Below are 26721 nucleotides of genomic sequence, written 5' to 3'. Positions count from 1 at the left end.
TTGCATATGATTTCCATATGTTTTGCATATGCGCGAAATTGGACTCATGCGTAGGCCTCCTGCGATCCGTCGTCGTCATCAGAGGACGGGGCGGGGTGGCGATAGACGAGCGTGTTGTCGTCATCCATGTTGTCGGCCTCTGGGTCGAGGGTGCAGCCAAGTGCTTCTGCCAGCTTGATCGACGCTACGTTGTCTTTGTGGATGTAGCTGACGGCAGTTTCCCAGCCGAGCACATCAAAGGCATAGTCGCGGGTTGCAAGCGCGGCCTCGCGCGCAAGCCCTTTGCCTTCATAGGCGGGATCGTAAATGGACCAACCCAGCTCCGGCTCTGGCCAATGGGTTGGGTGCCATGGACCAACCGCGCCGATCATCTTGTCACTGCCTTTGGGGCAGAGCGCGAACAAGCCGTAACCACGCAGCGCCCACATGCCGACAAACATCGAAAGCACACGGAATGGCATACCCTTGTCGACTTCAGCAGGACGCACGAAGCGCGAGCGGTCGGAGTTGATGAACTCCGTTACGATGTCGAGATCCTCAAGACGCGGCAGGCGCAGGGTCAGGCGCTCGGTTTCGAGCACGGGTGAATTGATGAGTTCTACGGTCATGCGGCTGCCCCGTTATATTCGGGGTGGCGATAGACGTGATACGCGCCACGCGGGCCTTCGCGGGTATCTTCGCGCGTGGCACCGAGGCGCTCGGCCAAGGCGATGGAGCGAGCGTTCTCTGCAGCGATAAAGCTGCACGGCTTGGTGATGCCGAAATGCTCGCCGCCATAGGCACGGGCCGCAACAACGGCCTCGTAGGCGATGCCTTTGCCTTCGAATTCCTCAAGAAGAATCCAGCCAATTTCCGGCTCGTCGTAGCGCTCGGGCTCGTAGAAACCGATCCAGCCTGCGGTTTTGCCGCTTGCTTTGTCTTCGACGATCCACATGCCATAGCCGCGCAGAATCCATTGACCAGCATCTGCACTGAAGGCGCTCCATGCTTCTTTGCGGTCGAGAGGCCCGCCGATATATTCCGTGCGCTCAAGTTCCCAATGCGCGGCAAGCGGATCGAAATCCGACATTTGCGGCGCGCGCAGGATCAGGCGCTCGGTTTCTATGGTGGGGATGAGGCTCATTTACTTCTTTTTCCCGAAGCCGGACAGACCGGGGGGCAGACCGCCGCCGCCAAGACCGGGAAGGCCGCCACCGGGCATTTTGCCCATTTGCTTGGCTGCTGCTTCAAGGGCTTTCGGGTCCATTTGAGAGGGGTCCATACCGGCGGGCATGCCGCCGCCTTTGCCAAACATGCCTTTCATGGCCTGTTTGAGCATGCCGCCCTTGCCCATCTTCTTCATCATGTCGCTCATCTGGCGGTGCATCTTGAGAAGCTTGTTAAGGTCAGACACCTGAAGGCCAGCGCCCGCTGCAATCCGCTTTTTGCGCGAGGCTTGGAGCAGGCCAGGGTTGGCGCGTTCGCGTTTGGTCATGGATTGGATGAGGGCGATCTGGTGACGCAGGATTTTATCGTCAAAGCCAGCGTCCTGAACCTGTTTGGCCATTTTGCCCATGCCCGGCATCATGCCCATGATTCCTTCCATGCCACCCATCTTGATCATCTGTTCAAGCTGCATGCGCAGGTCGTTCATGTTGAATTGGCCCTTTTGGAACCGCTTCATCATGCGCTCGGCCTGTTCGGCCTCGATGGTTTCTTGGGCTTTCTCAACGAGGGCAACGATATCGCCCATGCCAAGGATGCGGCCGGCGATGCGATCAGGTTCGAATGCTTCGAGCGCGTCCATCTTTTCGCCGAGGCCGACGAATTTGATCGGTTTGCCGGTCACCGCGCGCATGGAGAGCGCCGCACCGCCGCGGCCGTCACCGTCCATTCGAGTAAGGACCACGCCGGAGATGCCGATTTTGCCGTCGAACTCTTCGGCGACTTCCACAGCAACCTGACCTGTGAGGCCGTCAACAACGAGGAGCGTTTCGCGCGGGTTAACCGCGTTGCGCACGTCCTCGACCTCTTGCATCAGGGTCTCGTCAATGTGCAGGCGGCCCGCGGTGTCGAGCATGTAAACGTCATAGCCGCCAAGGGTCGCTTGCTGTTTGGCGCGCTTGGCGATCTGTACGGCGGATTCACCGGCCACTATGGGCAGGGTATCAACGCCGATTTGGGTGCCGAGGACGGCAAGCTGTTGCATCGCCGCTGGGCGGTAGATGTCGAGCGAGGCCATCAGAACTTTCTTGCCGGCCTTTTCCTTGAGGCGTTTGGCGAGCTTACCGGTTGTTGTGGTTTTACCGGAACCTTGCAGACCAACCATCAGGATCGGGGCAGGGGCGTTGTCGATCTTGAGATCGTCCGGTTCGCCGTCGCCCTTCAGGACGTGAACAAGCTCGTCGTGGACGATTTTAACCACTTGCTGACCGGGGGTGATGGATTTGGTAACGGCCTGTCCGGTTGCTTTTTCCTGAACCGCCTTTACGAAATCACGCGCTACGGGGAGGGAAACGTCGGCCTCAAGCAGGGCAACGCGCACCTCGCGCAGGGCGGTTTTGACATCATCCTCAGAGAGCGCACCCTGTTTCGTCAGGCGGTCAAAGACACCGGAGAGGCGTTCGGATAGATTTTCAAACATTCTCAAGGCTCCTTGGCCGTTTGTTATGCCCCTAAAGATAGGGACGGTGCGCGAATTGTTAAGGCAACGAATTGCCAAACCACAAAAGCACCCGTGGGCGCAACGCGCTGACGGATGGCGATCCTTCACAATGAAGGACCGAAGGCGTGGAACCCTCGGGATATGGGGTGCGTTTAGGCGCTGTGGGCCGGAGAGTCAAGCGATGCGGGGAATTGGGGGGCTATCGGCGGGGAATAGTATAAGGCGCCCGCGGCTGAATGCGGACGCCATTTGATTTATGCGGGGATTTGGCCGCGGAAGCGATAGGCGGTTGCAGCCGCCAATGCGCCGAGGACGAGCGCGGGGAGCGCGGATGGTCCGAGGATAAAGAGGTGTGCAAGGACCGCTCCGATCATGGTAACGGTCAGTGCTGCCGCGCCAAGTAGTTGCAAGCCCGGCACCCAAAGCAGGATTGCGCCGCCAACTTCGATCAAGCCAGTCACATAGCGGAACCATTGCCCGACGCCGACGGCCTCGAATGTGCCGACCATCATTTCTGCTCCGAGCAGCTTCGCACTCCCCGCAGCGAGGAAAGCGACCGTCAGGAGCGCGCGGATCACAAGAAACGCAATATTGCTGTATTTTGACATGTCGAGGTTCCTTATGCTGCGATGCGGTCGCCGAGGAGCGAGGCGAGTGTTTCATGGGCTTCTGCGTTATCGTCGCCTTTGGCCAGTACGAAATGTACATCTTTGATGCCAACAAACCCGAAGATGAAACGCAGGTAATCCGTTGCGAAATCCACGTTCGAGCCGATGTCTGTTCCGCCGGAGGCAAGGGCGATCACCACGCGTTTGTCTTCGAGCAGGCCGACGGGGCCGTTCTCTGTATATTTAAAGGCAACGCCAGCGCGGCCGATCTGGTCGATCCATGCTTTCAGCGTTGAAGGGATGTTGAAATTATAGATCGGCGTAGAAATCACGATGGTGTCGGCGTCCTGAACTTCCTGAAGGATCTCATCAGACAGCGCGAGGGCTTCGGACTGCGCTTCTGTGCGGCTTTCCGGCGGGGTGAATGTTGCGCCAACCCATGTTTCGTTGATGTGGGGCAGGCCCTGCCCGATATCGCGGGAGGTAACCTCGGCATCAGGGATGAGCGACACTGCGTGATCGGCAAGATCGCGGCTGACGGAGTTTTGGGTGCGGGCGGATGCGTCGATCCGGAGGACTTTGGTTGTCATTGATCTGTTCCTTTGAATTTGCGTTGACATAGAAATGGGGAATTGCGTTTTCGAACGCAATCTGGGAAAAGCAACAGCATGTGTGTGAAAATGCACAAAAGTGCAGAATTGGCGTCTGCGACGGAACCAAGGAGCCTAAGATATGAACTGGGATGAGGTGAAAACGGCCTTTCAAGTTGCGCGGGTCGGAACTGTTAGCGGCGCGGCGGAAGTGTTGGGCGTTCACCATGCAACGGTGATCCGGCACATTGATGCGCTTGAAGCCGAGCTAAAGACGAAGCTCTTTCAACGTCATGCGCGCGGTTACACGCCAACGGAAGCAGGGCAGGACCTGTTGCAGGTTGCGAAGGTGACCGATGATCAGTTCACCCAAATGGTCGGGCGGTTGAAGGGGCAGGGCGCGGAAATCTCAGGCGACCTTGTGGTGACGAGTTTGCGCCCTGTTGGGGAACTGCTCGCGCCGATCTTGGTGGACTTTCAGCGTATGCACCCGGGGTTGCGGGTTCGGTTCTTAACGGGTGCTCGCGTGTTCAGGCTGGAGTACGGCGAAGCGCATGTGGCGATCCGCGCCGGTAAGCCGCCCCAAGAGCCTGACAATGTTGTACAGCCGTTCAGTACCGTTCAGATCGGGCTTTACGCAGATAAAGACTACGTCGAGCGCAATGGCATGCCCAAGACAGACGAGGAACTGGCAAAGCATGATTTTGTAGGGCCGGATGATGAGAGCAGCCGCGCTCCGTTCTTTCAGTGGATGAAAGAGACCATTCCGCAGGATCGGGTACTGTTCCGCTGCTCTGATCAGGAAGATGGCGAGCGAGCGATTATAGCAGGGGCGGGAATCGGGTTTATGAGCGAGGTTATGGCGCGTTCGCATCCAAATCTGGTCGAGATTGCCGCGCCGCGCAAAGAATGGGAAGCTGCAAGCTGGATTGTGACCCATGTTGATTTGCATCGCACGCCAAAGGTTCAGGCTTTTTTGAAGTTCTTGAAGGAGCGCGCCCGTGCGCAAGGATATGGTTGAGGCAGTCGGGCGCGCGCAGCCCCTTCATGACGCCAGACGGCGCGAATGGGTGGGGCATGCGGCGATGCTCGGCTTTTCTTGCTTGGTTGCGGGATCGTTTAGCCTTGGGGGGCTGGTCGCGAATGAGGTGGCGCCCGCCGCGCTTAATGCGGTTCGGTTTCTGATTGCGGGGGCAATTGTACTGACGATTGTTCTGGTGCGGGAGCCCGCGCCAAAGGCGGCGTTTCAGCAGGCGGCGCAGGCCCCTTGGCGGCACGGCATAAATGGCACGCTCATCGCGATCTATATGGTCTTGATGTTTGAGGGGCTAAAAACTGCGACTCCGGTTTCTACGGCGGCTGTGTTTACGCTCTCTCCGCTTATTACGGCGGGGTTCTCTTATTTGATGCTTGGGCAGGTGTTGCCGAAGCGCGTGGCGCTGGCGATTGCGCTGGGCGGTGTTGGGGCGCTTTGGGTTATCTTTCGGGCCGATTTGGCGGCGCTTGTGCAATTCGAGGTCGGACGCGGCGAGGCGATCTTTTTCGTCGGGTGCGCGGCTTATGCGCTGCATATCCCGCTTTTGCGAAAATGGAATCGCGGCGAGAGCGCGGTCATGATCTCTTTTGCGAACCTTGTTGCGGGGTCTGTCTTGCTGCTGACGCTCGGCGCGCCTGCGATACTGGCAACGGATTGGGGCAGCTTGCCTGCGATTGTCTGGATCACGATCCTCTATACTGCGATTTTCGCCACTGCGGGGAGTTTTACCCTATTGCAGATTGCGTCGATGCGGCTGCCGGGGGCGAAGGTCATGGCATATACCTATGTAATCCCGAGCTGGGTGATCCTTTGGGAATTGGCGCTGGGCCATGGCGCGCCAGCGGGCGTCGTGTTTATCGGAGTTGGCATCACGATTGCGGCGCTGTTGATGCTGCTGCGACAGGACTAGCTGTTTTCGCCCGTAAGATTGTTTTCGGTCAGGAAGGTTTCGAAGGCGTCAAGATTGATGGCTTCGAATTGGCCGAAACTCTGCATCCAGACTGACGCGTCCTTGAGGGCATCAGGCTCCAGCTTGCACCATTTCACCCGCCCGCGCTTCTCCTGCGAGATCAAGCCCGCGCGGGTCAGAATGGTGAGATGTTTGGAAATGGCAGCCAAAGACATATCAAACGGCTCCGCCACATCGGTGACGGCCATGTCATCCTCCAGCAGCATAGAAAGAATGTGCCGCCGTGTCGGATCGCTTAGGGCGGCGAATGTCGTGTCTAGGTCCATGAGATTTGTGTAGGGAGAGGGCGCGAATTGGTCAACTGTTTGGTTAAGTGTTCGGCTTTGGGTGGGCGCGGATTCCCCAAGTTTAACCTGATGGTTGAATAAGCGATTTGAGCCGTTTTACCCGAAGCAGGGATGCGGAGGCGGGGTGCGGGAATCCTTGCGACAATTATTATTGTTTGTTTACAGTAATTTACGCGACAAAGAATCCCGCGTTTGTTTTATTGACTCTGAACGCGACCCTTCATAGGTTGCGGCGAAACCTTGGGGGCCGTTCCGTCATGGCAAAAGAGCACAATCACGACCAGCTAAAGAGGCTGGAAGACAAGATTGACAAGCTCAAGAAAAGCCATGAACCCGCGCCGCCAAAGGACGAGCATTATTCGCTGGCCAATCAGGCATGGCGCATGGTGATCGAGCTGGTAGTCGGTCTTGGGATCGGCTTTGGCATCGGATACGGGCTGGATGTTCTGTTTGGAACGCTGCCAATATTCATGGTGCTGTTTACATTGCTGGGGTTTGCCGCAGGGGTCAAAACAATGATCCGCACCGCGAGCGAGCTTCAATCGGAAAAAGAGAAGGCAGACGCCGACTCGACAGAGACAACAGCGGCACATGCCGCAGAGAATTCGAAGGACTGAACATGGCCGCACAGCAGGAAGCAAAACAGGGCTCTTCTTTTGGAAAGATCGCGTTCTGGGCAGCAATCGCATTGATGATTGCCGCAAGCGTATTCCTTCAGCCGGAGCATGCTGGCCTCGCAATTCACCCAATGGACCAATTCAAAGTGGCACCTCTCTTCGGTGACGGTCACGGCGAAATCCACTGGTACACACCAACAAACGTGACCCTCTGGATGGGTCTGGCCGTTGTTGCAATCGTTCTGTTGCTGGTGTTCGGCACAAGCAAACGCGCCATGGTGCCAAGCCGCACACAGAGCGTTGGCGAGATGCTCTACGGTTTCATCTATAAAATGGTTGAAGACGTTGCAGGCAAAGACGCTGTGAAGTTCTTCCCATATATCATGACGCTCTTCCTCTTCATCATGTTCGCGAACTTCCTCGGCCTTCTGCCGATGAGCTTCACAACAACATCGCACATCGCGGTTACTGCTGTACTGGCGCTTCTGGTGTTTGTAACAGTAACGGTTGTTGGCTTTGTTAAGAACGGCGCGGGTTTCCTCGGCCTGTTCTGGGTCTCTTCGGCGCCGCTGGCGCTGCGCCCGATCCTCGCGATCATCGAGCTTATCTCTTATTTCGTGCGCCCCGTTAGCCACTCCATTCGTTTGGCGGGTAACGTCATGGCGGGCCACGCTGTTATCAAAGTATTCGCCGGTTTTGCAGGCGCGCTGGGGCTGTTTGCCTTCCTGCCGATCCTCGCCATCACCGCCGTTTACGCCCTCGAAGTTCTCGTGGCCTTCATTCAGGCTTACGTGTTCACCATTCTGACCTGCGTGTACCTGAAAGACGCGCTGCATCCATCGCACTAAACGGATCAGGTCTGAACAATCACTAACTGACATTCCAAATTACCATCGTAAGGAGAAATACAATGGAACTCGTAGCAGCAGCAGCTCTCGGCAAATTCATCGGCGCAGGCCTCGCAGCCATCGGCTCCGGCGCAGCAGCCATCGGTGTGGGCCACGTCGCAGGTAACTTCCTCGCAGGCGCCCTTCGCAACCCATCCGCCGCAGCGGCACAAACAGCTACTCTCTTCATCGGCATCGCCTTTGCGGAAGCTCTGGGGATCTTCTCGTTCCTCGTTGCACTTCTGCTGATGTTCGCTGTTTAAGTCTGACGGACCATCCTTACGTGCGGGTGGGTGCCAGTTGTGGCGCCCACCTGTTGTAAACTAGGTTCCTGGAGGACGATATGGCGGATGACGCACATAAAACAGTAGACCTGCACGATCTGCATGAAGCAGAAGCCGCCGCAGGTATGCCACAGCTCGACTTCTCGTCGTTTCCAAACCAGATCTTCTGGTTGGCCGTAACCCTCGTTGTGATTTACCTCGTTCTGTCTAAGGTTGCGTTGCCACGCATTGCAGCCGTTTTGGCCGAACGTCAGGGCACGATCACCAACGACATTGCTGCTGCTGAAGAGCTGAAGCAAAAAGCGGCTGAAGCGGAAGAGGCCTATAAGAAGGCACTCGCAGACGCACGCGCAGAGGCTCAGACGATTGTTGCTCAGGCAAAGGCCGATATTCAGGCCGATCTTGATAAAGCAATGGCCAAGGCCGACGCAGAGATTGCCGCCCAATCCGCCGAAAGCGAAAAAGCCATTGCGGCAATTCGTGAAGGTGCGATGGACAGCGTGAAAAAGGTCGCAAAAGACGCAGCCAAGGAAATCGTTGCAGCCATGGGCGGAAAAGCCGATGCAAAAACGATCACCGCGGCCGTTTCCGAGCGGATGAAAGGGTAAGACGATGAAAAAACTTTCCGTTGCATTTGCCCTTTTGGCGAGCCCGGCCCTTGCGGCTGACGGCCCGTTCCTATCGCTTGGCAATACGAACTTTGTTGTTCTCATCGCGTTTCTGGTATTCATCGCGGTTCTGCTGAAGTTTGGCGTTCCTGCCATGCTCGGCGGCCAGTTGGACGCCCGCGCAGAAGGCATCAAAGCTGATCTGGACGAAGCCCGCGCACTGCGCGAAGATGCTCAGACAATCCTCGCGGACTACGAGCGCAAGCACAAAGAAGTTCAGGCTCAGGCCGACAAGATCGTGGCTGCGGCCAAGGTTGAAGCGGAAGAAGCTGCCGAACTTGCAAAAGCCGACATCAAAGCCTCGATCGAGCGCCGCCTTGCCGGTGCCAAAGACCAGATCGCTTCCGCGGAAGCGGCTGCTGTCAAAGAGGTTCGCGATACGGCGATTGTTGTTGCTGTGGGCGCTGCCCGCGACGTGATTGCCAAGAGCACAACCGCTGCCGAAGGTAACGCCCTGATCGAAGATGCGATCAAGGAAGTTGGCGCAAAGCTACACTAAATTCCTGTTCATTCAGGCTAAAGAACCCGGCCCAAGTGGTCGGGTTTTTTGTTTTTGGGAGCACCTGTTTCCAGCAGATCACGAGAGCAGACAGAAACAGCGATAGCTCGTCTTAGCCAAGTTTTAAATGGCGGCGCCTGTTTGATGCGATACGCCCATTTCGATGAGTCAATATAGCCAAGGTTGTTTTAGAGCGCGTTTAATGCAACGCTTATATGATTGAGAAGTATATATTTTGTGCGATAGGCGAGGGATTTGATAGTGAAAATTCTTTCTTTTAAGCCAGGGCATGACGGAACAATCGCCGGTATAGATACGGATCGGGGCGACTTGCTCTTCTCCTATGAAGCCGAAAAAGACAGCTTTCTGCGCAATTCTTCTATCACGCCAGATGCCTTTATGGATGCGGCTCTTTGGTTCAAAGAGCTTCCAGATGTGCTCTCGCTTAGCGGTTGGTCTGGCACCAGCAACGAAATCGTATCCACGTCGGGCGCTGGGTACTTCGGGATCGGTGAAGGGTCTGAGGTGGGGCAGAAGAAGGGGTTCTTCGGGAAGAATGTAGATTTCTATTCCTCCACACATGAACGCTCTCATATCTGGTCGACCTATGCGATGTCGCCATTTCCGCAGGGCGAACCTTGTTATGTTCTGGTTTGGGAAGGCGAGCTTGGCGAGTTTTACGAAATCGACCAGAAGCTTCAGGTCAAGCATTTGGGGCGGGTCCTCGACGCCCCTGGAAACAAGTTTTCATTCCTGTATTTTCTGGCGAGCGCCGGAGTTTCACGACAGTCAGAGACAGTTCACAACGATGAACCTGGCAAGCTTCTAGCTGCGAGTGCTGCTGGGAAAACTGGGCCGTTGGATAAAGACGAGCAAGAGGTTTTCGACTTTATCTTTGGCCAAGAGGGAAAGCTATCGGTCGCTGACAAGCGGCGTTTAGAAGGCTCTCCGTTTTTCAATATCGGCGTAGACAGCCAGAAGTTCAAAGACCTGGCGGCTAAGGTCTCGGATGCAATATTCCAACGGTTTTTTGATTTTGCGAAGGCGAATTTAGACCAAAGCTACCCGCTTCTAATTGCTGGCGGCGGAGGCTTGAATTGCGATTGGAATACGCGGTGGAGAGAAAGCAAGCTGTTCAAAGATGTTTTCGTCCCGCCCTGCACCAACGACACCGGCTCTGCGATTGGGACGGCGGTGGATGCAATGCGGCACTTCACTGGACGCGCAAAGCTGGAGTGGACTGTGTATTCAGGGCAGCCGTTCTTAGATGATATTGGCGTTGACCATATGGAGGATGTTGCGGCCTCGGAGGTGAACCTTGCTGAGGTTGCAGCGGCGCTTTACCGGGGTGAAATTATCGGGTGGGCGCGCGGAAACTGCGAGATTGGCCCGCGCGCGCTTGGCAATAGATCGGTCCTCGCGGCGCCATTCAGCAAGCAAACGTCAGAGCGATTGAATGAGATCAAAGGACGAGAGCTTTCCAAGCCCATTGCGCCAGCTTGTTTGGAAGAAGATGTGTCAAAGCACTTCGATTGGAGCGGGCCGTCACCCTATATGATGTACTTCCAGAAAGTGACCGACCCGCAGCTGGAAGCAATCCGACATGTTGATGAATCCGCACGTGTGCAGACAGTAACCCGAGATCAAAATGCGTCGTTCTATGACCTGCTTACGGAGTTTAAAAAGGTGAGTGGCGTTGGGGTGCTCTGCAATACATCGCTTAATTTTGTCGGTTCCGGTTTTATCAACCGAACAAGCGATTTGTACGACTATGCAAAAACAGTCGGGCTCGACGGGTTTGTGGCCGGTCTCACCTATTACCGTTTTCTAAAGCAGTAGAGGATCAATCTAGCTCGAATTCCTCTTCGTAGTTTTGAGCAAGCGACTTGTCTTGGTCCTCTTTGATCAGCCAGCAGTTGCCGATTGCCAGATTGTCCATCTCGGTGCCCATGAAACACCGGAACGCGTCATCCGGTGTACAGACAATCGGCTCGCCCCGCACGTTAAAGCTCGTGTTCACTACAACAGGGCAGCCCGTGCGCTCTTTGAACGCCGAAATCAGGCTCCAGTACCGCGGATTTGTATCGTTGTGCACGGTTTGGATACGTGCGGAGTAATCAACATGGGTGACCGCCGGAATTTCCGAGCGCGCAATGTTGAGTTTCTCTATACCAAAGAGGGCGTTTTCTTGGTCTGTCATCATTTTGTGGCGCGACTTGGCAACGTCAGCGACCATCAGCATATAGGGGCTGTCGGTGTCGTACTCGAACCACTCGCCGACATCCTCACGAAGGACAGAGGGCGCGAAGGGACGGAAGCTTTCGCGATACTTCACCTTTAGGTTCAGCACCTTTTGCATAGAGGGTGAGCGCGGATCGCCGAGGATCGAACGGCCCCCGAGTGCGCGCGGGCCAAATTCCATGCGGCCCTGCATCCACCCAAGCGCTCGCTGGTCTGCGAGTGCATCGGCGGCGCGGGTAATCAGCTCGTCGTCATCCAGAACGATGTATTCGGCGCCAATTGCATCAAGGCGACGCTTCGTATCTTCGGTTTCGAACTTGGGGCCAAGGTAGGTGCCTTCCATCCAGTCTCGCGCGCCGTTGAGCTTTGGACGTGGCTGCTTTTGAAATTGGTACCACGCCGCATACGCCGCGCCGAGCGCGCCGCCAGCATCGCCAGCGGCGGGTTGAATCCAGATATTCTCGAAAATACCAGAGCGCAGCAGTTTACCGTTGGCGACACAGTTCAGCGCAACACCGCCAGCAAGGCATAGGTTCTTCTCGCCGGTAATGTCTCGCGCTGTTCTAGCCAGCTTCAGAACGATCTCCTCCGTTACAACCTGAATAGACGCGGCGAGATCCATTTCCTTTTGGGTGAGCTTTGCCTCGGGCTGACGGGGCGGGCCGCCGAACAAGTCGTGAAACTTTTTCGACGTCATTGTGAGGCCGGTCGCATAGTTGAAATACGACTGATCCAGCCAGATTGAGCCATCTTCTTTAACGTCGATGACATTGTCTCGGATCAGATCGACGTATTTGGGATTCCCATAAGGCGCGAGGCCCATAATTTTGTATTCGCCCGAATTCACGCGAAATCCCGTGTAGTAGGTGAACGCCGAATAGAGCAATCCGAGCGAGTGCGGAAAATGTAGCTCGCGGATGATTTCGAGGCTGTTGCCCTTGCCGTGTCCGATTGAGGTTGTGCACCACTCACCAACGCCATCCATGGTAAGAACGGCGGCGCTTTCGAAGGGCGAAGGAAAAAATGCGCTGGCACCGTGGGATTGGTGGTGTTCGGTAAACAATAACTTACCATCCCACTTTTTGTTTCCATTTAGTGCCTTCAGCTCTTTGCCAAGCAAAGATTTTTGGAACAGTTTTTCCTTTATCCAAACGGGAATCGCCCTCCGAAAAGATTGGAATCCGCGCGGGGCATTTCCAACATATGTCTCCATAAGTCGCTCAAACTTGAGGAATGGCTTTTCATAGAACACGACTTGGTCAACCTGATCGATTGTGCAGCCTGCTTCCTCAAGGCAATACGAGATTGCGTTTTCGGGAAACTGGGCGTCGTGTTTCTTGCGCGTAAACCGCTCTTCCTGAGCGGCGGCGATGATCTTCCCATCTCTCAACAGCGCGGCAGCGCTGTCGTGATAGAAAGCCGATATCCCAAGTATAAGCATCTGATATTCCTAGAATAACGTGTAAATGAATGGGGCTACGGCCGTTCCTTGTGTGAGTACGATTAGGCCGCCAAAAATTCCAAGAAACAACAGAATTGGAAGGAGCCAGAACTTCTTTCTGGTTCGCATGTAGCTCCAAATTTCGCTCAGAAATTCCATGAAATACTCCTAGAACTGATTGATCATATCATCCGGATTTGGTCCTGCAGGTTCTCGTTTTATCCAATGGGTCTTGGCATTTGGGTCAACTTTGGCTCTCATTGGATCATAGCCACGTATTTTCAACACCATTGCGGTTGGAATGAACGCGATGCAAAAGATTAGAAACATCACAATCGGGCTAACAATTTTGCTCAGCAAAAGGCCGAGTGCCATCCATGCTTTGTTTAATGGTGTCAATAGGTTGGGTATTAGAAATGCCGCGAGAACGAGTGGCCCGCCCGCGAGAAGCATAATGGTTGTAAACGTTCCGAACTCACCGTGCCAAAGGAACCTCAGAACTCCCAAACCAAGTAGGATACCGCCCACGGTTAGGCCGAAGCTCCGGTTTGAGGGGCCTTCATTGGTTTCTTCGCGTGTATAATCTTCGTGACCGGACTTTCTCATCAATAAATACCTGCTGTTAATAACTCAGTATTCTATTTGGTTCGTTCCGTTGTTAAGTACTCTGCAACAGTTTTTGCTCCAAGCGAAGCCCCCGCTCTACTGAAGTGGGAATCCAGAGCGTAGAGGCTGAAGGGATCTTCGGTCGCTTTGAAGACTTCGGAGAGATCAATGACTGGCACGCCAGCCTCTTCGGCAGCGATGCTTACGAGCTTGTGTTGGTTAAAGGCAAAGCCGCTGTCAAAAAGCCCAGCATAGCGATCGGCCGCCGGGATATACAGAATTGAAAGCTCTCCGTCCCATTCGTTAACCAGTCCCTTCGCGGCCTTAATAATTTCGTTGTAGATAGGTTGTTCTGTCGCGGCCCTCGGGTAGTGAATTCCCAGCTGTCCCGCTGTCTTCTGAAGTGCAAGAAAGTTCCGCAAAACGGAATTGCGGCTCAGGACTTCTGCTGTTCCGCCCGTTGTTTCGGCCCACCATCTTTCGATAACGCTATTGGCGGCCTCTTGCATTTGAGGGCTGAGTTGAGTTTCTCCGAAATCTGAATCGGCATCTAGCGCTTCTTTTAAATACGGGAATGTCTTTTCCCGTTTCAGGTTTTCCCAATCGTTGCCCTCAAAAAACGCGAAAATGGTATGTGGTGGTTTGAGTTCCCTTCCATATCGTCCCAAGACGGCAAGGTGAAACAAAGGACCGGTACCTCGCGAACCAAAGCTCGCGGATGCGGGAATATGTTGCCTAAGCTGGCCAACGATATCGTCACCTGGCGGTAGGCAAATGCCCTCTATAAAAGAGTCCCCAATCACCATGACGTCGATCGCGTTTTCGTAGATGGTATCGGGATTGTTAAAGCCATAACGATCAGCGGAATAAGTAATCGGTTGGTGCCCATTGCTGCACAACATAACTTGCTCAAACGGAACGCCACCAAGCATCGCATCTTGCAGTCTCTCAACGCCAAGTACGCGATTGATTGCTTTCGTTGTATAGGCCGGAGGGAGACCTTTCTTGACGCTTTCAGGCGTTTCGCCGTTTTCACCCATGTACCCGACGAGGTTATAGACGCCCTTGATTGTTCGCATTGTCAGCAGGGCTTCGAAGGCGAACAAGGCCGAGATTATGCTTAAAAAGAAAACGCCAATGGCGAGCCGGCTGTTCGGCGAAAACATAAAAGCTGCTAAGAGTAAGAAAATTGCAAAGAAGCCGGGAACGGCACAATAGCGCAAAATGCGTGCGAGATCGGTTAGGTAAACATCTGCGTTAACTAATGCGTAGGCAGCGTAAGCGAAGAAGTAGCCTGCGAGCAGTAAGCAGATTAGCATCCCTATTCGGCCTGGCAGGGCTGAGCCAGAGGTGTTTTCTGGGACGTGAGTCATAATGCTCAACCTACTAATCACTTACTTGAATTTCATATTGATATACCCAATTGGCCAAAACGCAAAATCTTGTGTGGATCTTGTGTTTCGCAATGGCCTTTCTAAGGCGGCCAGATTAGCCGAATGTGCATTATTGGTGCCTACATTTGCGGCCATTGCGCACGCTTGATTGAATGTGTTTTCAATCATTATCATTCTGAGAAAAATACAGTTTTGTGGCTTTGTTGGTTCTGGCATTTTCAGCTCCAAGTCGCTGTAATCTCAATGTTTCTCTGCGTATCGATACTGCGATTTTCATGCTCTGAGTTCTGGCGGAGCGCAGCGATTTACTAGAAATTTCTTTGATAAATTCAAGTGTCGCGCTACATTGCTTAATGCATACACGAGGGCTGCAATGAATTGGCTTAAGAATATTGCACTAATCTGCATTACATCTTTTGTTACGATAGCGATTATCGAAGTTGCATTTCGTTTTTATCAAAGTTGGAATGTCGAGGCTGTAGAATCTCGAAAGATTGCTGGATTGCCGCTTCACGACTTTGAGCATCACTTTTGTTATGGACCTAAGGATCACCAGAAGTTCGACCCAGAAGTGGTAAGTCGAGAATACGAAAATCAACAGTATTTCGAGTTTCGAAACCAGTCCGTCGCCTTGCATACCTACGACGAAAATGGATTTCGCATTGCTGGCAGCACGGAGGCAAAAGAGAACGGTGTTATCGTTGTCGGAGATTCCTTCGTTCGCGGGACACTTGCCGATGATACCGAGACAATCCCCGCAGTACTAAATAGATGGTACCCAGATACAGAGTTTCATAATTTTGGTATTGGTGGTCACGGACCCAAACAGTACCTCAAGACATATCAGGCAAATTCATCAACGATCGAGCATGACTTGGTTATTCTGGTTCTGTATTTAGGGAACGATGCACAGAATGATCTCGGTTTTGAAAGCCGCCTTGCGCGCGCAAAAGAGCTGTATGAGCTGCAGCAGCAACGAGGGCTTTCTTACGCCACGAAAATGAAGATTAAGTTTGCGGCGATATTAGATAAATCGGCTGTCGGGGATGTATTTCTTAAGTCGTATCGCAACCTCAAAAACAAAGATGCCGTAGCCCCAAACGCTGCTTCTCTTCCAACTGCTCGCGAACTCTCTGATCAGTTGGTGACATCTGTTTCCGAGTTCAAAGCCTATACGGATTCCGTGGGGAAGAAGTTGCAACTCGTAACAATTCCAAGCCGTGAATACTTCGACAGCGAGAGATTTCCCGTCTGGCAGCAAGAGTTTGCGGTTGAAGTCACGGATCACATGGAAGCCGCGCTAGATGATTTTGCTGAAGGGCATGGTTTGCCACCAGTGGTGCATATTCTGCCCATGCTTCAGGCTGAGTTTGACAAGGGCAAGGCTCTTGAGCGGATCTATGGCTGGCCGGATGCGCATTTTACAGAGTACGCCTATTTCCTAACGGCGCGTGAAATTTCAAACGCACTCGCGAGCAGCCTCGGGTATTCACCAGTAGCCACTTCTGAATTTGTTAACGCCACAGAATTTGATCCGGCGCATTTGAATTGCCCGTCAGCGGTTGAGTCGTGAGGAAATGGTATTGGGCGCTAGCAGTCTCAAATTTACTGTTCTTACCGATTATCGGGGTTGCCGTTTTGCCGCTGCCGAATTCTCGGTTTCTTCGGTCTCAATCCAAAGTGCTCCAACGCCGAGAAGTACAGTTGAGCGTGTTCATGGTAACTGAACGAATACACTGACTTCAGCAGCGTTACACTACCGCATTATTGGCGATGTAAATTGCGTACCTTTTGAAAAGCACGCCGAACGACCGGTCAAAGAATCTGAAGCAACCAATGGGTCAATAGTAGAACCACGTGTTGAATTCACGGGGGCGAGTGCTCTAACCGAAACCTGTCTCAGAATTGTATAGCAACTCTGAAACAGGCGAGGTGCGTAGTCAGCAGGGCATGGAGCGCGTTTCAGAGCGCCTTGATGATTGGGTGCACTTTACGGAAAAGGTCGTTGTCTGCGCGGCGCAGCCACTCGAAGATGACCATCTCTGTGGTGACGGCTTCGGCTCCTGCGTTTACCATGCGCGCAATGCCTGTTGCCTTATCGGCTTCGCGCCGCGAACCGCAGGCATCCGTGGCCAAAAGCGGTGAAAATCCGTGCTGCAGAAAGCCGAAAAGCGTTTGCAGAACACAAACATGAGTTTCCGTGCCGCAGACTATGGGGCGCCGGCCGCTAAATTCCGCAAAGGTTTTCTGGTGCTCCATTTCTTCAAGTGTACCGAAATGAGTTTTGTGAAGAACGGGTGCACTGGGGGCCGCCTCTAGCAGTGTTGGAACCGTTGGGCCAACCTTAGCGGCGCAATGCTCGGTAAAAATCACAGGTACGCCCATAACTTCGGCCGCCTGAACCAACGCCATGGCCGAGGCGAGAACGCGATCGAATTCCGCGATTGCTGGTGCGAGCCGTTCTTGCAGGTCAACCACAACGAGGAATGAGGTGTCGCGGTTTATGAGGTCTGTCGGCATGTTCGTATCCTTTGCTTCGTACCTCACGATACTCCGTTCTGATGAAATTTACGACAGGGCCGATTGCAAAGTGATCACTCTTAAACTCTCGGTGAGGGAACGGGGTTCGTGAGCAATCGGTTCTTGGGTTTTGCGCAGACCAGTGCTACCACCCGCAGAAATGCCCGTAGGGGTATTCCATTCTATGTGGCGGTGTTTTCGTGACCTTTACTCTCCTCCTTGGCTTTTTCATTGGCATGACGCACGCTCTTGAGGCGGATCACCTCGCGGCGGTTGCCAGTTTTTCGGTTCGGAAACGGTCGCTTAAGGATACGTTGAAGCAAGCCTATAGCTGGGGCATGGGCCACACTGTGACTCTGTTTCTGGTGGTTGTGCCTGTGTTTCTGTTTGGTGGAAACATCAGCCATACAACCGAGGCTGCGCTTGAAGGTATCGTTGGCTTGATGCTGTGTTATCTCGGTGGCTCTCTTGTGTATCGCCTCCGCAAGGAAAAGGTGCATATGCATGTACACAGCCACGAAGACGGCGAGCGCCACGCACATTTTCATTCGCACAAAGACGATGCTGTTGAGCATTCGCATTCCGATCACAATCACGCTCATAAGGCCGGTGTTTCGCCTCGGGCGTTGGGGATCGGGCTGATGCACGGGCTTGCTGGCTCCGCGGCGTTGTTGATTTATGCGCAGGAAGTTGTGGACCAGAAATGGGCAATTGTTCCCTATGTGCTCTGCTTCGGTATTGGCTCGATTGCCGGGATGATGCTGATTTCCAAGGCGATTTCCTTCCCGCTTCATGCAGTGAAAGAGCGTAGCAGCATTTCATTTAACGGCATTCGTGCGGTGGTTGGTATCGCCACCGTTGTGCTTGGCTTGAAGTTTGCGGGAAGCAGCCTAACCGCACTTCTCGGGTAGGCCTGCTTTTCAGTTGCCGCTAAAAGTTATGGTAGAGCTTTTAGATAAGCGGCAATTGCTTCCCTGTCTTCTGGCGAGATTTTTGCAAGACCTTCGACGACACTTGCCATCGCACCGCCTGCGCTATCGAACTCCGGCGTGAAGCCTGTCTCTAGGTAATAGGCGATATCGGGTGCGCTCCAGTCGAGCTTGTCAGGCGCTATGGCCGGAATGTTGCCTTTGCCAGACGGGTTCGGCGCGCCCCCCATCCAGTTTGCATGATCCAATCCGCCCGTAATGTCGCGGGGTGTATGGCATTCAGCGCAATGGCCAAGCGCTTCGACCAGATAGCGCCCACGCTCGATTTGTGGGGTTTCGGCGATTTCAAGCACCCAGCCTTCATTGAGGTTCACCATTTTCCACAGTCCGAGCCCGCGGCGCATGTTGAATGGAAAGCCGAGTTCGTGCGGCGCACTTTCCTCATCAGACGGCGGCAGCGTATCGAGGAACGACTTAAGGTCTACGATGTCCTGCGGAGTCATGTTGACGTAGGTTGTATAGGGGAATGATGGATAGAGATGCTTGCCGTCTGGAGAGACGCCTTCCTTGAGTGCGTTGGCCAAGTCGAGTGCGGACCAACCGGCGATTCCTGCTTCGCTTGGCGAGATATTGGGCGCAACAAATGTGCCAAAATCGCTCTCGATTCTGTACCCTCCACTCAGGACAAGCTTGTCGTCTCCTGTTGATTTGGGCGCAGCGTGACAGGACGCACAGCCAGCGGCCCAGAACACCGTTTCGCCGTGTTCTGTGTTGGGTTCAAGTCCTGCGAGGTAGTCTTCTGGGAGGGTTTGCGGCCGCGTTAGAAACCATGCCAAGGCAAGGCCAATGACGCCAAGAAGCAGCAGAAACCGTAGGAACTTCATAACCTTCCCTCCACGCAGTAAAGGGGCAGAACCATGTTCCGCCCCGATAATTTGTCCTGAATGTTAAGCCTAGTTGCGGCGCTGGCGATAGTCTTTGTGACATGCGTTGCAGGTTTTGCCTGCTTCACCGAACGCTGCGCGCATCGCATCAAGCCCATCACCGGCAGACTCGGCCAGTGCAGCAGATGCATTGGCAAGATCCATACCGTGCTTCATCGCCATGCTGTCAGCTTGCCAGATTGCCGGAAGTGCAGCGGTTTTGTCTCCGAGCGCTTCTGTATCCGAACCTGGAGGCCAGAGTTTGGATTGATCAAGAGCGGAAAGTGCGGCGAGGTTGGACGCGGCCGCTGTAGCAGCGTCGGCATCATATTCGACTTCGCCTTTCGCCATCGCGGCGAGTTGTCCGACATTGAATGCATAGAGCTTCATTACGGCTTGGCGGGCTTCAACCGCTGCCAGCAAGGCTTTTTCATCGTGGGAATCGCCAATCGCAGCGGAACCAAGTGTTCCGAGTGCAACGGCTCCGGCCAAAAGGGTAAGTTTAAAATTCATCGCGGGCCTCCAATAAGTTGGTCATATCCTTCGAGTATACATGTGAATAAAAGCAGGTATATTGGTAAATATTGCAGAAGGTTTGTTAATTTATGCACAAGCGGAATTGGGATGATCTGCGTTTCGTCCTGACCGTGGTGGATCAGGGGTCTGTGAGCGCGGCGGCGAAACTGTTGGGCGTGAACCACGCAACGGTGATCCGACGTGTCGCGGCATTTGAGGATGACCACGGTGGCCCGATTTTTGCACGAAGCCATAGCGGTTATCGCGTTTTACCGGATAGATGGCGAGTCATTGAGGCGGCGCGAGAAGTTGAAAATGCGATGTTTGCTGTCGAGCGGACAATGCAAAGCGCGGTCGCACCATTGAGGGGCGTTGTGCGGGTTTCTTCGACGGATTCGTTCTGTCAGATTCTGTTGCCAAAGTTCGTTGCGCGCCTACATTCAGAATCTTCCGAGCTGACGATTGACCTTCTCAGCAACAACAGTCACCTCGATTTCGCGCGGATGCAGGCGGATATTTCTGTTCGGCCTACGCCAACTTTGCCGGATGATATGCGGGGCGAAATTGCTTGTGACCTAGGGTTTGGAGCTTATGCCGCTAAGGATGCGCCGGAGACATGGCTTGGCCTAACCGGCGAATTGGCGCGAGCGGTTCCAGCAAGGTGGATGGCAACGCATATCGCACCAGAGCATATTACAATCGGGGCGGATTCATTCCTCGTTCTTCGCGAAATGGCGATATCGGGGTTGGGTAAAGTTGTTTTGCCGAGGTTCTTAGGAGATGCCGAGCCGCAACTGCGTCTTGTACCCGTTGCTGAGGACATTGCGTCTGTTCCTGTTTGGGTCGCTTCTCATGCGGATATGCGTATCGTTCCACGTATTAGAGCTGTTGCGGACCGTTTGGCGGCCTATCTCGGCGAAAATGCCGATCAACTTGCGGGGCGTGGTGCTGATTAGCTTGGGTCAGGCTCTTAGGAACTTGAAGCGATCCAAGATGTTAAGCGGGGCGATTGCGCCGTCAGGTCTATAACGCGCTAATAACTCCATCTCGGACTCAGTCAGCCTCGAATTCAGATATCGCCACACGCGTGCGGCTTCATTCGGGCTTAGCTTTCTTTGATGATACCTAAAGTCTGTTGGGTTGTCTTTAGTGTGCGCGCCGCCGGTGCCGCTTTGCTTGGCGTCATAGTTGCTTCGGCTAAGCTGGCCGAGCTCGTCCCAGCGGTCTTCAACGTCTTGCGCGGTTGGCTGCGCGTAGCCCGCAGCGGGCTTGATTTCAAGCGTTAGGGATGGGTACTCGATTGTCAGCGCTCAGGGGCTTTCGAAGTACTCAGGGTGTTGTGCGCGGACTTGTTGAAGGATGTCTTTGATGCGCGCGAGATGTTCTTCCAGAAGTTCGGAGGCGCGCGGGGTGTTCCGCTCTTCGATCGCGTCCATGATCCGTTTGTGTTGCTCAAACGCGGTTGGGAGGCCAGATGGAAGCGAAAGAAAGCGTACCCGATCTATGTGGGCTTTCTGCTCTTCGATGAGGGGCCATGCGTGGGCGTGCCCTGCGGTTGCGCATATTGCTTTGTGAAACATGTCATCCAGAGCGTGAAAACCTTGGAGGTCATTGGCCTCAACCGAAGCTTCTTGTTGTTGGATCAAGGCTCTAAGCTCGTGGATGTCTTCGTCAGTTCCAAGCTCTATAGCTTCGGCGAGGCATGACAACTCGATGGCCTTGCGGATAAATGCCGCTTCGAGCACGCTTTGTTCAGATATCTTGGTGACCAATGTTGCGCGTTGCGGGCGAATTGCGATGAAGCCGAGCTTAGACAGACGGAAAAACACGTCGCGCACTGGTTGCCGAGAAACATCAAGCTGTTTGGCGACCTCCGCCTCGGAGACTTTGGTGCCCGGCGGCAGTTGAAATGTGATAATAGCTTGGTGAACCGCGTCAAACACCAGATCGGTGGTTGTTGTGCTGCGCCTATTTGCTTCGAGACTTATGCCGAGGTCGTTCATATTTCATCCGCGTTTTCTGACATGACTTTCTTAGATCAAAAGCCGTTTTGACACAACTGGTATAGTAGCGTATTAGAATATCGAAGCTCGAAATCAGATGGATGAACTAGTGGCGCTTTTAGATCAAGACAGACTTTTCCCTGTAGAAGACAAGCCACGGCAAATCGCCCGCGCGCTCTATGAAACAGTAGCTGATCTTCCGATCATTAGCCCGCATGGGCATTGCGATCCGCAATGGTTTGCCGAGAATGAGCGGTTCCCCAACCCGTCGGAGCTATTTGTAACGCCGGATCATTATGTTTTCCGGATGCTGGTCAGCCAAGGTGTCTCGATGGATGACCTCGGCGTTCCGCGCGCTGACGGTAGCGTTGGCGAGGCGGATCCGCGCAAGATTTGGCGCATCTTTGCAGAGCATTTCCATCTGTTCCGAGGTACGCCCTCTTCTTTGTGGCTCAACCATTCCTTTGAGCATGTCTTTGGGTTGGATATCCCGTTTAACACGGACACAGCTGACGCGTATTACGATCATATTGAAGCAAAGCTCGCCGAAGATGCGTTCCGCCCGCGTGCATTGTTCGAGAGCTTTGGCATCGAATGCCTAGCAACAACCGAAGGTGCCCTTGACGATCTGAAGTGGCACGCTCAAATCCGCGATAGCGATTGGAACGGGCGAGTTATTACGACCTATCGTCCCGATGCCGTTGTTGATCCTGAGTTTGAGGGGTTTGCCGAAAATGTTGAGAAATTCGGAGCGCTCACGGGCGAGGATACAGCTACGTGGAGCGGGTATCTAAACGCGCACCGTCTGCGTCGCGCGTTCTTTAAGGAACATGGCGCGACCGCAAGCGATCACGGCCACGCGACGGCGCGGACCGAGGCATTGTCACGTCAAGACGCAGAAGCCCTGTTTCAAAAGGCTATTGCAGGAAAATGCAGTAAAGAAGAAGCCGATGCATTCCGAGGGCAGATGCTAACGGAAATGGCGCGCATGAGCCTTGATGATGGTTTGACGCTTCAAATCCACGCCGGTTCGGTGCGCAACCACTCATCAAAAGTGTTGGCCAGTCATGGGCGGGACAAGGGCTTTGATATCCCGTCTCGTACGGATTACGTGCATGCGCTTCGGCCACTTCTGAGCGAAGTCGGCATGGAGCGTGACCTCAATATTATTTTGTTTACTTTGGACGAGACGGTTTATGGGCGCGAGCTTGCGCCACTTGCTGGCGCATATCCGGCGCTGCGTCTTGGGCCACCTTGGTGGTTCTTTGACAGCTACGAAGGCATCATGCGATTCCGCGAGCAAACCACAGAGACCGCAGGTTTTTACAACACCGCCGGCTTTAATGACGATACGCGGGCGTTTTGTTCCATTCCGGCGCGGCATGATGTGTCGCGGCGATCAGATTGCGCTTATTTGGCGACGCTGGTTGCAACAGGCCGCCTTGGCGAAAGCGATGCATTCGAGGTGGCTCATGATCTTACTTACCGCCTCGCGAAAGAGGCGTACCGACTTTAGTGATCGGGCAAACCAGATCAAGAAACACTCAGTGCAAACCGACCAACGCACCAGCCTAAACGAGGAATTATGTCTGACTTGAAAAAATTTCCCACTGTCCAAGTGGATGACTTTGTAACGCGCGAAGTTCTTTCGGACTCCGCAGATCTGATGGTTGTCAGCTTTTCGTTCAAAAAGGGCGGAAAAGGGGACCTTCATAACCATCCACATGTCCAATCAACCTATGTTGAAAGCGGAGAATTCCGCTTCACGATCGAAGACAGGGAGTTCACCGTCAAAGCCGGTGACTCTTTCGTTATTTCATCAAACGCAACGCACGGGTGTGTCTGTCTTGAGGCAGGCCGCTTGATCGATAATTTCGCGCCACGCCGTGAAGACTTTTTGTAAGGAACCACAATGCTCACAGTAGAAACCCGCCACGCCATTCACCAAGACCATGCAAAAACCATGGACACAGACAATCTGCGTAAGAACTTCCTTGCAGAGGGTATGTTTAAGGATGGCGAAATTCGCCTTGTATATACGCACTATGATCGTTTTGTGCTTGGCGGCGCCGTTCCAAATGGTGCTGAACTCGTTATTGATAAGGTCGAGGAAACACGCACAGCAACGTTTCTAGAGCGCCGCGAGATGGGCATTGTGAACATCGGCGAAACAGGAACCGTATCCGCAGCGGGCGAGACTTGGACGCTAGACCGCGGTGATGTGCTTTATCTCGGTAAAGGCGCAGGGGCGGTTACTTTTGGCGGGCAGGGACGCTTCTATATCACGTCTGCGCCGGCTCATGAGACACACCCAAACAAGCTCGTGAAACTCGAGGATGCGGCCAAAGTCGAAATGGGCGAGGCCGAAACTTCGAACAAACGCGTGATTTATCAATTCATCCATCCGCTGGTCATGGAAAGCTGCCAGCTTGTGCTTGGTTATACCCAGCTTCTGGATGGTTCGGTTTGGAATACGATGCCGTCGCATGTGCATGACCGCCGGATGGAAGCCTATCTCTATTGGGGTATGGATGAGGCGTCCCGCGTGATGCACTTTATGGGTGAGCCACAAGAAACGCGCCACCTTGTTGTTGGCAACGAAGAGGCGACAATTTCGCCGCCATGGTCGATCCATTCTGGCGCCGGTATCGGATCTTATACCTTTATCTGGGCGATGGCTGGCGACAATGTCGACTATACCGATATGGACTTTGTCCAGCCAAGCGAGCTTCGCTAGTCGCTACTTTGGAAAGACAAGCGCAGGAGGCATTCGTGTGTCCTGCGCGATTTGTTTGCGAATTTAGATCACCGAATAGACTGGAGACTGATATGAGCGTTCCACGGCTAAAACGAACCGGATCAAAGCCGAACGTCGGCATTGTTCATCTTGGGCCTGGTGCGTTTTTTCGCGCATTCAATGCAGTATATACCGATGATGCAATAAAACAGGGCGACAAGGATTGGGGAATTCTCGCGGTGTCGCTCCGAAGCCCGACTGCGAAAGATCAGCTTGATCCGCAGGATGGGGCGTTTACCTCGGTCACGCTTGGCGCTGGGCAAACGGAGTACCGTGTGATCAACTCGATCAGCGGTGTTCTTGTTGCGCCCGAAGACCCTGAGGCTGTTCTTTCGAAAATGGCTGATCCTGCGGTCAAGATTGTCTCTCTGACGATCACCGAAAAGGGATACTGCCACGAGCCCGCAACCGGCGAACTCCAACTTGACCATTCGGATATCGCGCATGACCTTGCAAACCCGGAGGCTCCCAAGTCTGCAATCGGGTTTATCGTTGAAGCCCTCGCGCGCCGCCGCGCCGCGGCCGTTGCGCCCTTTACCGTCATGCCATGTGACAACATCCCTTCAAACGGGACGCTCGCAAAAGGCATGGTACTTGCTTTTGCCAAGGAACGTGAGAGCGCACTTGCGGCGTGGATCGAAGAGAATTGCGCATTTCCCTCGACCATGGTTGACCGGATTACACCGGCAACAACGCCCGCTGATGTAAAGAGCCTTGAGAAGGCTCAGGGGTATCATGATCCGGCGTGTGTTCAGCATGAGCCGTTTCGTCAATGGGTGATTGAAGACAATTTCGTGAACGGAGAGCGCCCGCAATGGGAGGCCGGTGGCGCGCAATTCGTTGCAGATGTGGATGCGCATGAGTTGATGAAGCTTCGGTGTTTGAATGGAACCCATTCGACGCTCGCATATCTCGGATACCTTGCAGGGTTTGAAACGATCGCGGAGACAGTTGCAGAGCCAGCATTTGCCGAACTCTGTAAACGGATATGGCGCGACGAGATTATCCCAACGGTTCCAAAACCAGAGGGCGAGGACCTTGAGGCCTATTGTGATGCTTTGCTTGAACGATACCAAAATCCAAGCATTCGACACCGTACGTGGCAAATCGCGATGGACGGGTCACAGAAGCTACCGCAGCGTCTTCTGGGTACGATTGCTGACAATATTCAAGCTGGCCGCGAGTACACTTGCCTTGCATTGGCTGTTGCTGGCTGGATCAGATATGTGGGTGGCGTCGATGAGAACGGAGACCGGATTGAGGTCAAAGATCCGCTCGCAGACAAGCTTAAGGCGGCGATTGATGGAGCAAACACCCCTGCGGCCAAAGTACAGGCGGTTTTGTCAATGAAAGAGGTGTTTGATCCGTCTCTGTCCAGCAATCCAGACTTCGTCGCACGCGTGACCGAGGCTTATGAAGGTTTGCTTCAAAATGGTGCATTGGCGGTGGTCAAAAGCTAGCATTTTACAGATAACAGGTTTGATTTTGTTCGGTCATCTGCGATGATTGGAATGTGATAACATAACGATTGAAAGTTCCAGATGGATCGGCCATTGTGCCGCCATTGCGAAATCAATTTGGAAGTTTGATATGTATCGACCGATTGTCTGCCTTTTGGCGCTTGTCCCGACCGCCGTATTTGCCGACGAAACCCGTGAACTTGATAGCCATGAGCATGGCGTTGGTGAGCTCAATCTTGCAATCGATGGCAACACGCTTGCGATGGAGTTACATGCGCCTGGTGCGGATATTGTTGGGTTTGAATATATGGCGGAAAGCGCCGAAGATAGAGCAAAAGTCGAGGCTGCAGTCGCAGTTTTGAAAGAGCCGCAGAGTTTGTTTGTTCTCCCAGATGCGGCGGGCTGCGCAGTAGTTGATGTCCATGCGGGCCTAGAGGAAGATGATCATCATGACGACGACCATTCAGAGCATGATGAAGCGCACGATCATGATGATGATCACGACAAAGACGGTGAAGAGCACGGCCACGACGACGAACACGGCCACGATGACGAGCACGACGAACATGAGCATGATGAGCACGGCGATGACCACGAACATGGTGCGGCTCACTCCGAATTTCATGCCGAATACAGCTTTACTTGCGAAAACCCTGAAGCTCTGACTAAGATCACTTTCGACTATTTTGAAACTTTCGAGAACGCACTCGAACTCGAGGTGCAGGCTATTGGTCCAAACGGAGCACAAGCCTTCGAGGTCGAACGCGCAAATCCTGAACTTGACTTGAGCGGACTATAATA

Annotated in this window: 30 protein-coding genes; 16 read left to right on the top strand and 14 right to left on the bottom strand. The window is 53.7% G+C overall.

Annotated features, from left to right (window positions below; genetic code table 11):
* Positions 1-44: 44 nt before the first annotated feature.
* From N9C89_RS12895 to N9C89_RS12875, 5 genes are all read right to left on the bottom strand, one after another.
* Positions 45-608, bottom strand: coding sequence for a GNAT family N-acetyltransferase (locus N9C89_RS12895; RefSeq protein WP_263954323.1), 564 nt, complete (start codon positions 606-608; stop codon positions 45-47).
* Positions 605-1123: a GNAT family N-acetyltransferase gene (locus N9C89_RS12890; RefSeq protein WP_263954322.1), complete on the bottom strand. Its 519-nt coding sequence runs from the start codon at positions 1121-1123 to the stop codon at positions 605-607. The genes N9C89_RS12895 and N9C89_RS12890 overlap by 4 nt, the downstream gene beginning before the upstream one ends.
* Positions 1124-2623, bottom strand: coding sequence for a signal recognition particle protein (gene ffh / locus N9C89_RS12885; protein WP_263954321.1), 1500 nt, complete (start codon positions 2621-2623; stop codon positions 1124-1126).
* 275 nt (positions 2624-2898) lie between these two features.
* Positions 2899-3252, bottom strand: a complete 354-nt coding sequence (locus N9C89_RS12880; RefSeq protein ID WP_263954320.1) for a DoxX family protein — start codon at positions 3250-3252, stop codon at positions 2899-2901.
* 11 nt (positions 3253-3263) lie between these two features.
* A complete protein-coding gene (locus N9C89_RS12875) occupies positions 3264-3842 on the bottom strand; it encodes an FMN-dependent NADH-azoreductase (RefSeq protein WP_263954319.1) in 579 nt (192 codons plus the stop codon).
* 142 nt (positions 3843-3984) lie between these two features.
* Here N9C89_RS12875 and N9C89_RS12870 point away from each other — a divergent pair, with 142 nt between their 5' ends.
* Both N9C89_RS12870 and N9C89_RS12865 read left to right on the top strand, forming a co-directional pair.
* On the top strand, positions 3985-4863 hold the full coding sequence (locus N9C89_RS12870; protein WP_263954318.1) for a LysR family transcriptional regulator: 879 nt from the start codon (positions 3985-3987) through the stop codon (positions 4861-4863).
* Entirely contained in the window at positions 4856-5788 is a 933-nt protein-coding gene (locus tag N9C89_RS12865; protein ID WP_394358511.1) for a DMT family transporter, read from the top strand. Before N9C89_RS12870 ends, N9C89_RS12865 begins: the two co-directional genes overlap by 8 nt.
* Here N9C89_RS12865 and N9C89_RS12860 read toward each other — a convergent pair.
* Positions 5785-6114 (bottom strand): ArsR/SmtB family transcription factor, encoded by a 330-nt coding sequence (locus N9C89_RS12860; protein WP_263954317.1) that lies wholly within the window; start codon positions 6112-6114, stop codon positions 5785-5787. The genes N9C89_RS12865 and N9C89_RS12860 overlap by 4 nt on opposite strands.
* A 278-nt stretch (positions 6115-6392) precedes the next feature.
* Between N9C89_RS12860 and N9C89_RS12855 the strand changes: the two genes are divergently transcribed.
* The 6 genes from N9C89_RS12855 (at position 6393) to N9C89_RS12830 (ending at position 10929) form a co-directional block, all read left to right on the top strand.
* On the top strand, positions 6393-6752 hold the full coding sequence (locus N9C89_RS12855; RefSeq protein ID WP_263954316.1) for an AtpZ/AtpI family protein: 360 nt from the start codon (positions 6393-6395) through the stop codon (positions 6750-6752).
* A 74-nt stretch (positions 6753-6826) separates the two neighbouring features.
* Positions 6827-7600, top strand: a complete 774-nt coding sequence (locus N9C89_RS12850) for a F0F1 ATP synthase subunit A (protein ID WP_263954454.1) — start codon at positions 6827-6829, stop codon at positions 7598-7600.
* A 62-nt stretch (positions 7601-7662) separates the two neighbouring features.
* Positions 7663-7902: a F0F1 ATP synthase subunit C gene (locus N9C89_RS12845; RefSeq protein ID WP_039017421.1), complete on the top strand. Its 240-nt coding sequence runs from the start codon at positions 7663-7665 to the stop codon at positions 7900-7902.
* 80 nt (positions 7903-7982) lie between these two features.
* Positions 7983-8531, top strand: a complete 549-nt coding sequence (locus N9C89_RS12840) for a F0F1 ATP synthase subunit B' (RefSeq protein ID WP_263954315.1) — start codon at positions 7983-7985, stop codon at positions 8529-8531.
* A gap of 4 nt (positions 8532-8535) precedes the next feature.
* Positions 8536-9090, top strand: a complete 555-nt coding sequence (locus N9C89_RS12835; RefSeq protein WP_263954314.1) for a F0F1 ATP synthase subunit B — start codon at positions 8536-8538, stop codon at positions 9088-9090.
* Between the two features lie 261 nt (positions 9091-9351).
* A complete protein-coding gene (locus N9C89_RS12830) occupies positions 9352-10929 on the top strand; it encodes a carbamoyltransferase C-terminal domain-containing protein (RefSeq protein WP_263954313.1) in 1578 nt (525 codons plus the stop codon).
* A 4-nt stretch (positions 10930-10933) separates the two neighbouring features.
* Here the strand turns inward: N9C89_RS12830 and N9C89_RS12825 are convergent, their stop codons facing one another.
* From N9C89_RS12825 to N9C89_RS12810, 4 genes are read right to left on the bottom strand one after another with little or no spacing between them, the layout of a single operon-like run.
* Positions 10934-12772, bottom strand: coding sequence for a carbamoyltransferase (locus N9C89_RS12825; protein WP_263954312.1), 1839 nt, complete (start codon positions 12770-12772; stop codon positions 10934-10936).
* A 9-nt stretch (positions 12773-12781) separates the two neighbouring features.
* Entirely contained in the window at positions 12782-12931 is a 150-nt protein-coding gene (locus N9C89_RS12820; protein WP_263954311.1) for a DUF5989 family protein, read from the bottom strand.
* A 9-nt stretch (positions 12932-12940) separates the two neighbouring features.
* Entirely contained in the window at positions 12941-13378 is a 438-nt protein-coding gene (locus N9C89_RS12815) for an SxtJ family membrane protein (RefSeq protein ID WP_263954310.1), read from the bottom strand.
* A 32-nt stretch (positions 13379-13410) separates the two neighbouring features.
* Complete coding sequence (locus N9C89_RS12810; protein ID WP_263954309.1) at positions 13411-14544, bottom strand: hypothetical protein; 1134 nt, start codon at positions 14542-14544, stop codon at positions 13411-13413.
* Positions 14545-15145: 601 nt separating this feature from the next.
* On the opposite strand from N9C89_RS12810, the gene N9C89_RS12805 reads away from it, so the two are divergent.
* Complete coding sequence (locus N9C89_RS12805; RefSeq protein WP_263954308.1) at positions 15146-16345, top strand: SGNH/GDSL hydrolase family protein; 1200 nt, start codon at positions 15146-15148, stop codon at positions 16343-16345.
* 389 nt (positions 16346-16734) lie between these two features.
* On the opposite strand, the gene N9C89_RS12800 is transcribed toward N9C89_RS12805, so the two are convergent.
* On the bottom strand, positions 16735-17292 hold the full coding sequence (locus N9C89_RS12800) for an isochorismatase family protein (protein WP_263954307.1): 558 nt from the start codon (positions 17290-17292) through the stop codon (positions 16735-16737).
* Positions 17293-17492: 200 nt separating this feature from the next.
* Here N9C89_RS12800 and N9C89_RS12795 point away from each other — a divergent pair, with 200 nt between their 5' ends.
* Positions 17493-18203: a hypothetical protein gene (locus N9C89_RS12795; protein ID WP_263954306.1), complete on the top strand. Its 711-nt coding sequence runs from the start codon at positions 17493-17495 to the stop codon at positions 18201-18203.
* Positions 18204-18229: 26 nt separating this feature from the next.
* On the opposite strand, the gene N9C89_RS12790 is transcribed toward N9C89_RS12795, so the two are convergent.
* Positions 18230-19105 (bottom strand): cytochrome c, encoded by an 876-nt coding sequence (locus N9C89_RS12790; RefSeq protein ID WP_263954305.1) that lies wholly within the window; start codon positions 19103-19105, stop codon positions 18230-18232.
* Positions 19106-19174: 69 nt separating this feature from the next.
* Positions 19175-19657, bottom strand: a complete 483-nt coding sequence (locus tag N9C89_RS12785) for a c-type cytochrome (protein WP_263954304.1) — start codon at positions 19655-19657, stop codon at positions 19175-19177.
* Positions 19658-19749: 92 nt separating this feature from the next.
* On the opposite strand from N9C89_RS12785, the gene N9C89_RS12780 reads away from it, so the two are divergent.
* Positions 19750-20616, top strand: a complete 867-nt coding sequence (locus N9C89_RS12780; RefSeq protein ID WP_263954303.1) for a LysR family transcriptional regulator — start codon at positions 19750-19752, stop codon at positions 20614-20616.
* A gap of 354 nt (positions 20617-20970) precedes the next feature.
* Here the strand turns inward: N9C89_RS12780 and N9C89_RS12775 are convergent, their stop codons facing one another.
* Positions 20971-21663, bottom strand: coding sequence for a GntR family transcriptional regulator (locus N9C89_RS12775; protein WP_263954302.1), 693 nt, complete (start codon positions 21661-21663; stop codon positions 20971-20973).
* Positions 21664-21772: 109 nt separating this feature from the next.
* Here N9C89_RS12775 and uxaC point away from each other — a divergent pair, with 109 nt between their 5' ends.
* From uxaC to zrgA, 5 genes are all read left to right on the top strand, one after another.
* Positions 21773-23179, top strand: a complete 1407-nt coding sequence (gene uxaC / locus N9C89_RS12770) for a glucuronate isomerase (RefSeq protein ID WP_263954453.1) — start codon at positions 21773-21775, stop codon at positions 23177-23179.
* A 69-nt stretch (positions 23180-23248) separates the two neighbouring features.
* The gene (locus N9C89_RS12765) at positions 23249-23566 is read left to right on the top strand and encodes a cupin domain-containing protein (RefSeq protein ID WP_263954301.1); all 318 of its coding nucleotides are present in this window, start codon (positions 23249-23251) and stop codon (positions 23564-23566) included.
* Between the two features lie 9 nt (positions 23567-23575).
* A complete protein-coding gene (gene kduI / locus N9C89_RS12760; RefSeq protein WP_263954300.1) occupies positions 23576-24400 on the top strand; it encodes a 5-dehydro-4-deoxy-D-glucuronate isomerase in 825 nt (274 codons plus the stop codon).
* A 92-nt stretch (positions 24401-24492) separates the two neighbouring features.
* On the top strand, positions 24493-25920 hold the full coding sequence (locus N9C89_RS12755) for a mannitol dehydrogenase family protein (protein ID WP_263954299.1): 1428 nt from the start codon (positions 24493-24495) through the stop codon (positions 25918-25920).
* Between the two features lie 130 nt (positions 25921-26050).
* A complete protein-coding gene (zrgA, locus tag N9C89_RS12750; protein ID WP_263954298.1) occupies positions 26051-26719 on the top strand; it encodes a zinc uptake protein ZrgA in 669 nt (222 codons plus the stop codon).
* Positions 26720-26721: the final 2 nt, after the last annotated feature.

The sequence above is a fragment of the Halocynthiibacter sp. SDUM655004 genome (assembly GCF_026015885.1).
GTDB classification, from domain to species: domain Bacteria; phylum Pseudomonadota; class Alphaproteobacteria; order Rhodobacterales; family Rhodobacteraceae; genus Falsihalocynthiibacter; species Falsihalocynthiibacter halioticoli.
This window is presented reverse-complemented; position numbering and strand designations above follow the sequence as displayed.